This window comes from Clostridium sp., assembly GCF_036643715.1.
Classification (GTDB): domain Bacteria; phylum Bacillota; class Clostridia; order Clostridiales; family Clostridiaceae; genus Clostridium.
The window spans coordinates 66,014-80,465 of record NZ_JAVXRL010000002.1; the positions used below are offsets into that span (position 1 = coordinate 66,014).

18 protein-coding genes are annotated in these 14,452 nt (G+C 29.9%); 1 reads left to right on the forward strand and 17 read right to left on the reverse strand.

Annotated elements, in window-relative coordinates:
- Positions 1-108: 108 nt before the first annotated feature.
- Positions 109-438 (forward strand): thioredoxin family protein, encoded by a 330-nt coding sequence (locus RSF37_RS01145; RefSeq protein WP_332562536.1) that lies wholly within the window; start codon positions 109-111, stop codon positions 436-438.
- Positions 439-471: 33 nt separating this feature from the next.
- Here the strand turns inward: RSF37_RS01145 and RSF37_RS01150 are convergent, their stop codons facing one another.
- The 17 genes from RSF37_RS01150 to RSF37_RS01230 all read right to left on the reverse strand — a co-directional run bounded on the left by RSF37_RS01150 (position 472) and on the right by RSF37_RS01230 (position 14,420).
- Positions 472-882 carry a hypothetical protein gene (locus RSF37_RS01150; RefSeq protein ID WP_332562537.1) on the reverse strand — a complete coding sequence of 137 codons (411 nt, stop codon included), beginning with the start codon at positions 880-882 and terminating at the stop codon, positions 472-474.
- A gap of 144 nt (positions 883-1,026) precedes the next feature.
- A complete protein-coding gene (locus RSF37_RS01155) occupies positions 1,027-1,440 on the reverse strand; it encodes a HutP family protein (RefSeq protein WP_332562538.1) in 414 nt (137 codons plus the stop codon).
- A gap of 27 nt (positions 1,441-1,467) precedes the next feature.
- The gene (locus tag RSF37_RS01160) at positions 1,468-2,427 is read right to left on the reverse strand and encodes a DUF4003 family protein (protein ID WP_332562539.1); all 960 of its coding nucleotides are present in this window, start codon (positions 2,425-2,427) and stop codon (positions 1,468-1,470) included.
- A gap of 130 nt (positions 2,428-2,557) precedes the next feature.
- On the reverse strand, positions 2,558-3,373 hold the full coding sequence (locus RSF37_RS01165) for an acetyl-CoA carboxylase carboxyltransferase subunit alpha (protein WP_332562540.1): 816 nt from the start codon (positions 3,371-3,373) through the stop codon (positions 2,558-2,560).
- Positions 3,366-4,229 (reverse strand): acetyl-CoA carboxylase, carboxyltransferase subunit beta, encoded by an 864-nt coding sequence (gene accD, locus RSF37_RS01170; RefSeq protein ID WP_332562541.1) that lies wholly within the window; start codon positions 4,227-4,229, stop codon positions 3,366-3,368. Before accD ends, RSF37_RS01165 begins: the two co-directional genes overlap by 8 nt.
- Positions 4,222-5,574: an acetyl-CoA carboxylase biotin carboxylase subunit gene (locus RSF37_RS01175; RefSeq protein ID WP_332562542.1), complete on the reverse strand. Its 1,353-nt coding sequence runs from the start codon at positions 5,572-5,574 to the stop codon at positions 4,222-4,224. The genes accD and RSF37_RS01175 overlap by 8 nt, the downstream gene beginning before the upstream one ends.
- A gap of 9 nt (positions 5,575-5,583) precedes the next feature.
- Positions 5,584-6,006, reverse strand: a complete 423-nt coding sequence (fabZ, locus tag RSF37_RS01180; protein ID WP_332562543.1) for a 3-hydroxyacyl-ACP dehydratase FabZ — start codon at positions 6,004-6,006, stop codon at positions 5,584-5,586.
- 1 nt (position 6,007) lies between these two features.
- Positions 6,008-6,499, reverse strand: a complete 492-nt coding sequence (gene accB / locus RSF37_RS01185) for an acetyl-CoA carboxylase biotin carboxyl carrier protein (protein WP_332562544.1) — start codon at positions 6,497-6,499, stop codon at positions 6,008-6,010.
- An 11-nt stretch (positions 6,500-6,510) separates the two neighbouring features.
- Positions 6,511-7,749 (reverse strand): beta-ketoacyl-ACP synthase II, encoded by a 1,239-nt coding sequence (fabF, locus tag RSF37_RS01190; protein ID WP_332562545.1) that lies wholly within the window; start codon positions 7,747-7,749, stop codon positions 6,511-6,513.
- A 14-nt stretch (positions 7,750-7,763) separates the two neighbouring features.
- Entirely contained in the window at positions 7,764-8,504 is a 741-nt protein-coding gene (gene fabG / locus RSF37_RS01195; RefSeq protein WP_332562546.1) for a 3-oxoacyl-[acyl-carrier-protein] reductase, read from the reverse strand.
- A 10-nt stretch (positions 8,505-8,514) separates the two neighbouring features.
- Positions 8,515-9,459 carry an ACP S-malonyltransferase gene (gene fabD / locus RSF37_RS01200; RefSeq protein WP_332562547.1) on the reverse strand — a complete coding sequence of 315 codons (945 nt, stop codon included), beginning with the start codon at positions 9,457-9,459 and terminating at the stop codon, positions 8,515-8,517.
- A complete protein-coding gene (fabK, locus tag RSF37_RS01205; protein WP_332562548.1) occupies positions 9,452-10,390 on the reverse strand; it encodes an enoyl-[acyl-carrier-protein] reductase FabK in 939 nt (312 codons plus the stop codon). The genes fabD and fabK overlap by 8 nt, the downstream gene beginning before the upstream one ends.
- 168 nt (positions 10,391-10,558) lie before the next feature.
- Complete coding sequence (gene acpP / locus RSF37_RS01210; RefSeq protein ID WP_332562549.1) at positions 10,559-10,780, reverse strand: acyl carrier protein; 222 nt, start codon at positions 10,778-10,780, stop codon at positions 10,559-10,561.
- A gap of 66 nt (positions 10,781-10,846) precedes the next feature.
- A complete protein-coding gene (locus RSF37_RS01215) occupies positions 10,847-11,830 on the reverse strand; it encodes a beta-ketoacyl-ACP synthase III (RefSeq protein WP_332562550.1) in 984 nt (327 codons plus the stop codon).
- Between the two features lie 10 nt (positions 11,831-11,840).
- Entirely contained in the window at positions 11,841-12,290 is a 450-nt protein-coding gene (locus RSF37_RS01220; RefSeq protein WP_332562551.1) for a MarR family winged helix-turn-helix transcriptional regulator, read from the reverse strand.
- Between the two features lie 201 nt (positions 12,291-12,491).
- Positions 12,492-13,325 (reverse strand): MBL fold metallo-hydrolase, encoded by an 834-nt coding sequence (locus RSF37_RS01225; protein ID WP_332562552.1) that lies wholly within the window; start codon positions 13,323-13,325, stop codon positions 12,492-12,494.
- A gap of 114 nt (positions 13,326-13,439) precedes the next feature.
- Complete coding sequence (locus RSF37_RS01230; RefSeq protein ID WP_332562553.1) at positions 13,440-14,420, reverse strand: serine hydrolase; 981 nt, start codon at positions 14,418-14,420, stop codon at positions 13,440-13,442.
- Between the last annotated feature and the right edge of the window lie 32 nt (positions 14,421-14,452).

A 14,452-nucleotide genomic window follows, 5' to 3' on the forward strand; every position in this document is an offset into this window, starting at 1 on the left:
GATTCCATTATATATATACTTCTTTAGCACTTTAATTATTCTGTAAATATTTACCAGGAAATAATATTTGACAGCTATGATAATATTAAATTAAAAGGAGATGTTTTTATGGAAATACTAAATAATAAAGACTTAATAAATGAAAAGATTAAAGAAAATCAATTTACTCTTTTATATTTTTCATCACCAACTTGTAGCGCATGTTCTGCTATAAAAGAAAAATTATTAATTGACCTTAAAAGGTATCCTAAAATAAAAGCATATGAAATTCCACCTTTTAATACAGATGAAATACTTGCAGACTTTAGTGTATTTACTTTCCCTGCAATTTTACTTTATATAGATGGAAAAGAATACATTAGAGAAGCGAGATATCTTAGTGTAGAAAAATTAGTTGATGATATAGATAGATTATATAATCTTGCTTTAGAAGAATAAAAAATATGAGGATGAATAATCATCCTCATATTTTTATTCTACTTGTGTTAAAAGTCTTCTAAGTACATCTGACATTTTCACATCAGAAATTTCATCATTTCCAATAACAATAATTCCTTTAATATCATTATCTGAAAGATCCCACTTATATGTTACAAATCTTACCTTACTCTCCTCCGGTAAATATTCTTCTATTTCCATAGCTGATTCTTCAGCTGTTGCTAAATATTCTTCAAAAAGAGTATCTTCATCTAAACCTTCTATATCAAATCCTTCTAACTCTTCTTTTAATTCATCAATACCAATGCTTAAATTATATGCACAAACATCTTCTCTCTTAGTACCTTTGCTCATATCTTTAAGTACTTTAAATGCTGTATTTTCTTCAATACATTCCTTCATTTCAGTTGTATCCATTACTTTATTTCCAAATGCTATATACAAATAAATCACTTCTTTCTTTCAATATATCATCACTTTATCAAACATCACTATAAATTTCAATAAATAAATTATTATTTAGAAATTAAAAACTAGTTATAATAAAAACATATTTTATTATAACTAGTCTAAATTTGTAATTAAATCTTATAAAGGTATTGCTCTATGACCTATTCCAATTACAATCTCATCTAAATGCAGTAATCCTATACTCAAGAATATACAAACAGATATATGTTCTCCTCTTCTTGCAATACCAATCTTTCCACCGACATTTTGACCGCTTGCTCTGTTCTCTACTTGCATTAAAGCATCTCTAGTCGCTCCAATTATCGCACCTTCATGTAAATGTTCTTCTCTTATTAGCCCATTTCTTTTAGCAGCAACTAAAGATCTTTCAAGTATTTTATGTACAGAATCATTAATGTTTCCACCAATATTTACAGCAGTAACTTTGTAGTCAGTATTTCTGTACTGTTCTTTTAATGCTTCTTCTTCATCTCTAGTTGATATAGCCATTTTTGTTGCAATCTTAGCAACTTCTACACTATTGTTTCCCATATTATCGTCTCCAATTCATAATGGTTTTTAAAAAATAATAGCAAATGCAATATACTCTTCTATAAGATATATCAATTCTCTTTCTCCTTCTGTATCTAAATCAATTATATCGCCTTTAATATATTCAATATATCTCATCAAAACAATACAAAGTGATATTTTAAATAAAAGTTTATCACTTAAACCCTTACTATTAAAATTTTTCTTATCAATGAGCATATTGTAAATATTTAATACTTCTTTAGAATACACCTCTTCATTTTTAACAAAGTTTGATGCAAGTCCAATTAACGGATAAACATCATCATCTAATATGTTGAAGTGTTCTACTAAATAGCATCTTATATTTAATGCTCTTTCGATTTTTTCATCTAATTCTTCATTTGAAATAAGTAAGGAAAGATAAAAAGCATCAAGTTCTTTAACTTCTTTAAGCTTTATTTCTTTAAATCTTAAATCCATATTTTTTATAAGTTCTATTGTATCATTAAATTCTCTATCCATAAGCGTCAGATATACATGCATTATATAATCATTCTTCTTAAAGAAATCATATGAATATTTATCTAATTCGTCTTTGACATTTAATAAATCATTTAGATTTTTATCAAGTTCCTTTCCAGAAAATCTTTTAGCTAATAAAAACGCAGCATATAATGCCTCTTTATTTTTACAAAAGTCTTTTTCACTAAGTACAGAATAAACATACTTTGTATTTTCAAATACTTTATCATAATCTTTTCTAAGATTCATTAAAATAGAAAATACTTTTAAAAATTCTCCTCTAAATTCCGAGTTGAATTTTGTGCTTTTTCTAATATACTTTCTTATTGCTTTCATATTTTTTTCATCAAAGCCATCTAATGAACTTCCTGTAATTAAAGATGCAAGACAATTAACCTCGCTTCCATCCCATCTTAAATTTCTTCTAAAATCATTATTTACATCACTAAATATTCTTACTTTCTCTTTCAGCTCAATATCCATTTCATCATCCTCATAAAATTATTGTAAAATCTATAATATAATTATATATTATTTCTATTATATTATAACTGTCAATAACAATTAAAAAAAGAATTAGAACAAAATAATTATTCTAATTCTTTTTGTAATGTTATAAATCACTACCAAAGCTTCTAAACTTCTCATATCTTCTATTTAAAAGTTCTTCAATTTCAAGATTATTAATCAATTCTAATTGACTCACAATAGATTTTTTTAAGCTATTTGCAGCACGAACCTTATTTTTATGAGCACCGCCATTTGGTTCTTTAACTATAAAATCTATAATTTTATAATTTTTAAGATCTTCTGCTGTAATTTTCATAACTTCTGATGCTTCTTTAACTCTATCACTATCTTTCCAAAGAATAGATGCGAATCCTTCTGGCGATAGTATTGAATAAATTGAATGTTCAAGCATTCCTACAGAATCACCAACTGCTAGAGCTAAAGCACCGCCACTTCCACCTTCTCCAGTTATTACTGATATTATAGGTGTTTTAAGTCTACTCATTTTAAAGAGGTTAGTTGCTATAGCTTCCCCTTGTCCTCTCTCTTCAGCAGAAACTCCACAAAAAGCTCCTGGAGTATCTATTAGACATATTACTGGTCTATTAAATTTTTCAGCTTGTTCCATAAGTCTAATAGCTTTTCTATAGCCTTCTGGGCTTGGCATACCAAAGTTTCTTTTTATATTTTCTTTAGTATTTTCCCCTTTAGTTATAGCAATAACTGTAACTGCAATTCCTGAAATTTCACCTATTCCTCCAATTATTGCAGAGTCATCACCAAAATTTCTATCTCCATGAAGTTCAATAAAATCATCGAATACATTTTCTATATAAAATTCACCAGTAGGTCTTTCTTTATGTCTAGCTATAGCTACCTTATCCCAAGGGCTAATTGATTTTACAAGTCTTCTATTCATATCTATTCACCCCATGTAATCTAAGTAATTTATATACACAAGTTCTTAAATCTTCTCTATTTACTATTTTATCAACAAATCCTTTTTCTAAAAGGAATTCAGCTCTTTGAAAATCATCTGGAAGAGTTTCTTTTATTGTATTTTCGATTACTCTTCTTCCAGCGAAGCCAATCAATGCATTTGGTTCACTTAATATTATATCGCCTTCCATTGCAAAACTTGCAGTGACTCCACCAGTTGTAGGATCAGTTAAAACAGTTATATAAAGAAGTCCAGCTTCATTATGCTTTGCAAGTGCCGCGCTAACTTTAGCCATTTGCATTAAAGAGAATATCCCTTCTTGCATTCTAGCTCCACCAGATGCTGTAAATATTATTACCGGTAGTTTATGGTCAGTTGCATATTCAACCATTCTAGTTAATTTTTCACCTACAACAGTACCCATACTTCCCATCATGAAAAAACTATCCATTATACCTGTACAAATACTAATTCCATTAACTTTACCTTCACCTGTTATTACAGCTTCTAAGCTGTCAGTTTTAGTTCCTGCAATTTTAAGTTTTTTATCATAACCTTCAAAATCTAATGGATTATTACTCTTTAAACCTTTATCAAATTCCTTAAAAGAATCTTTATCAAAAAACATATCGACTCTTTCTTTTCCTTTTAGCCTAAAGTGATTATTACACTTTGTACATACATGCTTATTATTTATTAGATCTTCATAATAAATAATTGAATGACATGCATCACACTTAGTCCACATCCCAGATGGAATATTTGGCTTCATTTCTGTATCTATTTTTTTTATTGTTCCATAGTTACTTTTTTTACTAAATAAATCCTTAAGCATGTTTATTCACCATCTTCTCACCTAAAAATGCTGTATCATACTCTCCTCTTAAAAACTCTTCCATTTCTAGTATTGAGTATTGAAATTCTATATTAGTCTTAACTCCACCAACTCCGAATTCACTTAAAGCTCTTTTCATTCTAACTATAGCTTCATCTCTATCCTTACCGTAAGTTATAAGCTTTGCAAGCATTGAATCATAACAATGTGGAATTTTATATCCGCAATATATTGCTGAATCTAATCTAACTCCAAGTCCTCCTGGTATATACAACTCATTTATTAATCCTGGACAAGGCCTAAAATCATTTTTTGGATCTTCAGCATTAATTCTACATTCGATTGCATGACCTTTAATTTGTATCTCATCTTGAGAATATGCTAATTTTTCTCCACTTGCTATATAAAGTTGTGACTTTAATAAGTCTACTCCTGTTACCATTTCAGTTATTGGATGTTCTACTTGTATTCTAGTATTCATTTCCATGAAATAATAATTATTATCTTTATCTACTAAAAACTCTATAGTTCCTGCATTTTTATAATTACAAGCTTTTGCAGCTCTTTTAGCAACCTCGCCCATTTCACTTCTCATATTCTCAGTTAATACAGATGATGGCGCTTCTTCTAATACTTTTTGATTCTTTCTTTGAAGAGAACACTCTCTTTCACCTAAATGGATAACATTACCATGTTCATCTGCTAATATTTGAAATTCTATATGTCTTGGTTTCTCAATAAATTTTTCTATATATAAGGTATCATCACCAAAACAAGCTAATGATTCAGCTTTAGCAGTATTATATCCCTTCCTAAACTCTTCATCATTTCTAGCTATTCTTATACCTTTTCCGCCACCACCGGCTGAAGCTTTTACCATTATAGGATATCCTATATTTTTTGCAATATCTAAAGCATGTTCTTCACTTTTTATAACACCTTCAAATCCTGGAACTACTGGAACATCTGCTGATTTCATGACTTCTCTAGCTCTTGCTTTATTTCCCATAAGTTCTATTGACTCATAATCAGGACCAATAAATTTTATATTGCACTCTCTGCACATCTTTGCGAACTTAGCATTTTCAGAAAGAAATCCAAAGCCAGGATGTATAGCATCAGCACCGGTTAATACACAAGCACTTAATATATTCTTTATGTTTAGATAACTATCTTTTGCTTGGTATGCTCCTATACAAATTGCTTCATCTGCAAGCTGTGTATGAAGAGCTTCTTTATCAATATCAGAATATACTGCAACTGTTGCTACTCCAAGCTCCTTGCAAGCTCTTATAATTCTTACTGCTATTTCTCCTCTATTTGCAATTAATACTTTCTTAAACATATTTTTCACCTATCCTATAGCAAACATTATTTCTGCTTCACATACTTTCTTTCCATCAACTGTAGCTATTCCTTTTCCTATTCCAACAGGACCTCTTAATTTAATAATTTCACAAGTTAGTTCTAATTTATCGCCAGGTACTACCTTTTGTCTAAATCTAACTTTATCAGCGCCTGCAAATAGTGGAATCTTACCTTTAAATTCTTCTTTTGTAAGTATTGCAACTGCACCAACTTGGGCAATAGCTTCAAGTATTAAAACACCAGGCATTACAGGTTCTTCTGGAAAATGTCCTTGAAAGAATAATTCATTTGCACTAACATTTTTATATCCTGAAACACTTTTACCTTCTTCCATGCTTGTTATTCTATCTACTAATAGAAATGGATATCTGTGTGGTAATATTTCTTTAATTTCTTTTATTCCCATCATATTAATTTTCCTCCTTTATTTTAAATAGTGGAGTTCCATACTCTGCCATTTCTCCATCTTTTAATAGAACTTCTACTACAGTCCCATTAACTTCACTCTCTATTTCATTCATAAGTTTCATAGCTTCTACTATACAAAGGACATCTCCGCACTTTACTTTTTGTCCCTCACTTATAAATGCACCACTATCTGGTGATGGTGATCCATAAAAAGTACCGACCATTGGAGATGTAACTATTGTTAAATCTTCTAATGATTCTATTTTTCCCACTTTATTTTCTATAACTTTTTCAGTTAACTTTTCTTTTGGCTTATCTAAAATAGGTAATTCTCTAACTACCTTATCTTCTTTTATTGCTTCTTTTTGGCTATTTATTCCTCTAGTTAATGACTTATCCATTTTTATATGAGAGTCTGAACATTTATATTCAAAAAATGCAAGATCTGATGAATTTATAAGTTCAATAAGCTCCTTAATTTCTTTAATATCCATTTTATGTCCTCCTATTTTTCGTTCCATTTCTTAAATAATAATGTAGCATTATGTCCACCAAATCCTAAAGAATTAGTTAATGCATAATTAACTTCATGATTTCTTCCTTTGTTTGGTACATAATCTAAATCACATGCTTCATCTTTATTTTCATATCCAATTGTTGGAGGCACGAAATTGTCTCTTAAAGATTCAATACATATTATAGCTTCTATAGCTCCTGCTGCTCCTAAAAGGTGTCCAGTCATTGACTTAGTTGAAGATACAGGTATTTTATATGCATAATCTCCAAAAGTTCTCTTAATGGCTGCTGTTTCAAATTTATCATTTAATTGAGTTGATGTTCCATGTGCATTTATATATGAAACTTCTTCTCTCTTTATTTTTCCTTCTTCAATTGCTTCAATCATAGCACGAGATGCACCTTCTCCTTCTGGATCTGGTGAAGTAATATGATATGCATCACAAGTACTTCCGTATCCAACAATCTCTGCTAATATATTAGCACCACGGCTCTTTGCAGACTCTAAACTTTCAAGAACAACTATTCCAGCACCCTCTCCCATAACAAAACCACTTCTTTCTTTATCAAAAGGTGTTGATGCTTTTTCAGGGTCATTACTTGAATTTAGTGCTTTAAGACTTGCAAATCCTTCTATTCCAATTTTAGTAATAGGAGCTTCTACACCACCTGCTAACATTACATCCGCATAACCATGCTTTATTTGTCTAAAAGCTTCACCTATACTATTTGTTCCTGTAGCACATGCTGTTACAACAGAAGTTGATGGTCCTCTTAAGCCATATTTAATTGATATATTACCAGCTGCCATATTAATTATAGCCATTGGTATGAAAAATGGGGACACTCTCTTTGATCCAGTAGCCATTTTTGTTATTTCAGTTTCTATTGTATTAAATCCACCAATCCCTGAACCAACAATTACTCCTATTCTATTCTTATCCATATTATCTAATTCTAAACCTGATGATTTAATAGCTTCCTCAGCTGATGCTAATGCAAATTGAGAAAATCTATCTAACCTCTTACTTTCTTTCTTACCTACAACTAAGGCAGCATCAAAGTTTTTAACTTCACCCGCAACCTTTACGCTAACTTCATCTTTATTAACTAAAGTTACGAAATCAATACCAAGTTTACCTTCTTTTGCATTGTTCCAAAACTCTTCTACACTATTTCCAATAGGAGTCAAAGCTCCCATACCTGTTATAACTACTCTTCTTTCCATAATTATTCCTCCGCTTACATTACCATTCCGCCATCTACATTTAAAACTTGGCCTGTTATATATGATGCATCATCACCTACTAAGTAAGCGACAGCTCCTGCAACATCTTCAGGATTTCCAAGTCTTTTAAGCGGAATATTTTTTTTAGCTTCCTCTTTAAATTTTTCTCCAAGAATTTCTGTCATATCTGTATCAATAAATCCTGGTGCAACTGCATTTACAGTAATTCCTCTACTTCCAACTTCTTTAGCTAAAGACTTTGTCATTCCAATTACTCCAGCTTTTGAAGCTGCATAATTAACTTGACCTGCATTTCCTACAAGCCCAACAACTGAAGAAAGGTTTACTATTCTTCCAACTTTTTGTTTTACCATAATTGGTGTTATTGCTTTTAAGCAATTAAATACACCTTTTAAGTTTACGTCTATAACTTTATCAAAGTCCTCTTCTTTCATTCTTAATATAAGGGTATCTTTAGTTATACCTGCATTGTTAACCATTATATCAATATTTCCAAACTTTTCTTTTGAGCATTTAACCATTTCACTTACAGCATTAAAATCACTTATATCACACTTATATAATAAAACTTCAACCCCATATGCTAATATCTCTTCTTGAACTTTCAGAGCTTCCTCTTCGTTACTTCTATAATTTAAAACAATATTAGCACCAAGGCTAGCTAGCTTTTTAGCTATTGCTTTCCCAATACCTCTTGATGCACCTGTTACGATCGCACATTTATTCTTTAACATAAATTCCCTCCTAATTCTCTTCTTTTATACTACTTATAACTTTATTTAATGATTCCAAATCGCAAACATTATAAACATTTACTTTTCTATCTATCTTCTTTATAAATCCACTTAATGCTTTTCCAGGACCAACCTCAATAAAAGTATCCACGCCCTTATCTAGCATATCTCTTATAGTTTTTTCAAATAATACCGCTGTTCTTATATGTTTACTTAGTGACTCTTTAAGGTCCTCTGACTCTCCATAAGGTAATCCTGTAACGTTTGAGTAAACAACTTTATTTAATTTATTAAATTTTATATTTTTTAATTGTTCTAGGAATTCTAAGCTAGCTTCCTTTAACAGTGAACTATGAAAAGGCCCACTAACATTAAGTGCTATTCCCATTCCCCCAAGTTCTTTAGCAATCTTTATACTTTCATCAATTGCTTTATTTTCACCAGATACAACAACCTGACCTGGACAATTGTAGTTTGCCCCTTCAATTATTCCAAATTCTGATGATTTCTTTATAAGTTCTTCTACTTTTTCTTCATTCAATTTTAATATTGCAGCCATTTTCCCAAGACCTTTTGGAAGTGAACTTCCCATAATTTTTCCTCTTTCTTTAACAAGGCTTAATCCATCTTCAAAACTTAAAGCATTACCATACATTAAAGCACCATATTCTCCAAGAGAAAGTCCTGCTGTATATTCAGCTTCAATACCGTTAATTTCTAATGCCTTAGCACAAGCAAGAGATGTTAATAAAATTGCAGGTTGAGCATTCTCTGTAAGTTTAAGATTTTCTTCATCACCATTGAATATTAATTCTTTAATATTCATATTTAAGACTTCATCACCCTTATCAAATACTTCCTTGCATTCTTTAATATTTTCGTATAATTCTTTTCCCATACCTACTTTTTGAGCACCTTGCCCAGCAAATAATATGGCAATATTTTTACTACTCATATAGTCCTCCAAAATTTTTCATAATCTCTTTAGCTCCATTTATTAAATCTTCAATTATTTCTTTACATGTTTCTTCCTTAGTTATCAGTCCACTTATTTGTCCTGCCATTACTGATCCATTTATGATGTCTCCTTCTTTAGCAGCTTTTGGTAGTGTTCCTCTTCCTAGTTCTTCAAGTTCATCTATAGTTGCATTATTTTTTTCAAATGCTGAGAATTGTCTTGAAAGTTTATTTTTAAGTACTCTTACAGGGTGACCTGTGCTTCTTCCTGTAACATCTGTATCAATGTCTTTAGCACCTAATACTTTATCTTTATAATTTTGATGTACTGTACACTCTTTTGCAACTAAAAATCTTGTTCCAATTTGAACTCCTGAAGCACCAAGCATAAATGAAGCTGCAACTCCTCTGCCATCACCAATACCACCAGCTGCAATTACTGGTATACTAACACCATCTACTACTTGTGGAATTAGAGCCATTGTTGTTAATTGACCTACATGACCACCTGATTCCATTCCTTCTGCAACAATTGCATCGGCTCCCATTCTTTCCATTCTCTTTGCTAATGCTACTGATGCAACGACTGGTATAACCTTTATGCCACAGTCTTTCCACATTTCCATATACTTACCAGGACTACCAGCTCCTGTTGTAACTACAGCTACATTTTCTTCACATACTAGCTTTGCAACTTCATCTGCATGTGGAGACATAAGCATTATATTAACTCCAAAAGGCTTATCAGTAAGCTGTTTAGCCTTTCTTATTTCATCTCTTATCCATTCTATAGGGGCTGTTCCTGTTATAAGACCAAGACCACCGGCTTCACTAACCGCTGCAGCTAAAGATGCATCTGCAATCCATGCCATTCCACCTTGGAACACTGGGTATTTAATTCCAAGCATTTCACAAATTTTATTACTCATTAAAGCTCCTCCTAAAATCACCTATATATAAAAAATCAATTACTATATAAGTAAAATCGGGATCTATTTAAAAGAACCCGATTTTTTTGTTATACTACTTACTCTTTTATTTGCTTTATTTAAAATACTAATAAGCAAACTAAATATTTTTTATCTTTTAAAAATTAGTTATTTTTTGTTCTTTTCAACGTAATCTACTGCATCTTTTATACTCTTGATGCTTTCAGCATCTTCTAATTGTATTCCAAATTTTTCTTCAATCTCAATTACAACTTGGAATAAATCTAATGAATCTGCTCCTAAGTCTTCGAAAGTTGTTTCTAACTTTACTTCACTTTCCTCTACACCTAATTGTTCACATACTACTTCTCTAATTTGTTCAAATATCATAATATAATACCTCCATAATTTAAAATTCAAAATTTATTTTCAAAGCTTTTTGCTTTATTTATATATTTACCACTTTATAAGTGTTGCACCACAAGTTAATCCACCACCGAATCCAACTAAAATAACTATATTACCTTTTGTTATTTTGCCTTCTTTATATATTCCATCTAAGGCTATCGGTACTGATGCTGATGATGTATTGCCGTAATTTTCTAAGTTTGTATAAAACTTTTCAATTGGCATATTAAGCTTTTTAGCTGCATAATCAATAATTCTTAAGTTTGCTTGATGAGGAATTACATAATCCACATCCTCTAGTGTATATCCAGTATTCTTTAATACTTCTTCAACTGAATTTACCATAGCTTTTGTTGCAAATCTAAATACTTCTCTTCCATTCATCTTTACATACTTATTTCTATTTTCTATATCACCTTTAATGAAAGGATTAACAACATCATTTGCATAAGCAGTTAATGCATCTCCTTTTTCTCCGTCTGATATTGAGTATGTTCCTAATATTCCAGATTTTTCTTCACCATCTTCAGCTGTTAGAATAGCAGCACCGCCACCATCACCAAAAAGTACACATGTACTTCTATCTGTCCAATCAACTATCTTTGAAAGTGTTTCTGCACCAACTACTAATGCTTTATTATATCTTCCTGTTTTTAGTAAACTCTCAGCAACTTCTAAAGCATATATAAATCCAGTACATGCTGCATTAATATCAAAAGCAGTTGCATTTTTAGCACCTAATATCTTTTGAAGATTACATGCTACAGAGGGAGTAAATGAATCCGGAGTAATCGTTGCAACTATTATTAAGTCTAACTCTTCTCCACTTATCTTCGCGTCTTTAATAGCCTCTTCTGAAGCTTTAGCTGCAATGATTGATGTGTCTTCCCCTTCTGATATTCTTCTTTCTGAAATACCTGTTCTGTCAATTATCCACTCATTATTAGTATCAACTAATTTACTTAAATCATAATTCGTAACTACTCTTTGAGGGACATAAGAACCTACCCCTTTAATTTTTACATTTTTCATGACTTTCTCCTTAATCACAGTCATACTCCTTCTTAAAGAACACATTTAATCTGTCTAAGGAGGATACTAGAACTTTTTCTTCCTCTTCTGATAATCCTTCAATTGTTCTGTTTATCATATCAGAATGGAACTTTTCATGAAGTCTAAAAGCAAGTTTTCCCTTTTTAGTTAACTTGATTAAGACTACTCTTCTATCTTCTTCTATTCTTTTTCTTTCTACATATCCTTTTTTGATTAATTTGTTTATGGCTGTTGTTAATGTTCCAACCGTAATCTTTAAATCTTGGGCTACTTCTGACATTGTTCTTTCTGTATACATTCCGATAGCTTCAATTGTATGTATCTCAGTTACTGAAAGGTCATTTATAACGCCTTGCTTTAATGCTCGTTCTTCAATTTGAAGTATGTCATTAAAAATTTGTACTAGTAATTCGTTTAATATCTTTTTATTTTTATCCATCAATAAATCCTCCACATCAAATAATATATATATACTATAGTGTCTTTTTGAAAATAAATCAATGGACATCAAATATTTTCTATATCAAATGTTTTGATAATCAAACTATAATATAATCAAATTGTTTTGTCAACAAAATAATAGCTAGAAATTATGAAGATTTTAGTAATATTTTATTTACAATTATTCTTTATACGGCATTTAATATTCATTAATACTACCTGTAATCCCACTTATAATCTCTATTTTCTCAACTTTTAATTTATTTAATATTTTGTGTCCACTGCAGTGACAAAGTGATATTTTTTTAATATTCATTTTTTTAAACTTAAGTACAACTTCTTCTAATTCTAATTCATTTGCCTTTGACAAATGAATGCCTCCGACAATAATTAAATTTTCATTTTTATAATTCTCTCTAATATATTTTGCAATATAATCAATTTTATTGTGAGCACAACCTGTAACTACTATACTATTATTATTTTCTTCTATATTAATTACTAATTCTTCTCTAAAGTCATCCTTTAATAAAACACCTTCATTATTAATTGAAAGTACATCTTCTCCCTTTATAATTTTTCGTTCTTTAATACTCCCTAAATTACTTATTATATTTATATTATTCTCAATTACTAACTTATTTTTAACTTCAATAATATCTATATTTAGTTTTTTAAAATATTCAAAATCAAAATCAATTCCAATAAACTTTTTCTCATCATTTTTCAGATGATATTTATCTCCTCTTTTGAAAAATTCATTTCCTACAATAACTTTTGGTTTGTTGTTAATATTAGCAATGAAAGTTTTAAGTCCTCCTACATGGTCATAATGACCATGGCTTAATATTATATAATCTATTCTTTTGTTTTCTAATCCTAAAGCTTTAAAGTTTTCATAAGCTCTATACGTCTTACCTGTATCAAATAATATATTTATACCAAAAACTTCAATAAAATAACAAAGTCCATGTTCGTTATAAAGTTTACTTCCTTCTATAAGTTCATTTTCTATAATAGTTGTTATTTTCATATTGCCTCCACCGATGTTCATTTAATTATTTTATATGAACAAAATTTATCAATTTAAAATAACAGCCTAAAATTACTCATTAATCTTAGGCTGTTATTCTAATATTATACACTTTTAATTTGCATTTATATATTTATCATTTACATTAAAATCTTCATTGTATGAATCTTCTATTTTTTTTACTTTATTGCACGCGTCTTTATTTATATCGTATATTTCTTTAGATAATATAGCAATAGTTTCATTTGCATCAACTACTTTATTTTTAGTATATATGCTTATTATGTACGGCATATCTGTAAACACAATTCCTGTATCATGAACATATACCCCATAATCTCCTATTTTATGAGCACAAATCTCCTCAGGAACATATTGGTCTATTCTGTCATGAAACACCGTACTCTCCATATTTTTTATTATCTTATCATACATAGGATTATTATTTTCATTTTTATATAATTTCTCTAAAACCTTTCCTTGTTGTTTTGCGGTTAAATAATTTCCACCTTTCTTTCGATCAGTACCAGAAATATCTTTTATATATAAATCCATATCACTTTGAACTCTTTGAAGCATTTGAGTTGCAATATTATCAGAGTATATAATTGCAAGATCCATTAATTCTGTATACTTAATTGGTTTTTTAAGTCTATTCATATCATCTAATAGAACTCCAGCTCCATCTTCATAATCTGAACTTATATACTTAATAGAACCGTCCTCACTTAATCTTCCATCTTGAATCAAATCTGATATATCCATTACAAGTGCAACCTTTATTGTACTTGCAGCTAAAAACGGTTCATTTTCATTATATCCATAGGTATCTCCAGAATATAAATTCTTATAGTATATACCAAAATTCTTTGAATTTTTAACTGTCTTATTTACAACGTTCTCTATGTCTGCTATTTCAGAATTGTAGACAGCTTGTACACGACCTTCAACTTCTTTTGTTTTACTAATTACTCTTTCTTTCTTCTTATCAAACAAATATGTTTTTCCAATACTTAACCCAATTACAATTAAAGTAATTGAACTTATTCCTATAAGTATTGTAAATAATCTTCTTTTTTTCTTTTGTTTAGTCATTTGTATCCTCCATAATATTAAAAAGCACTCTT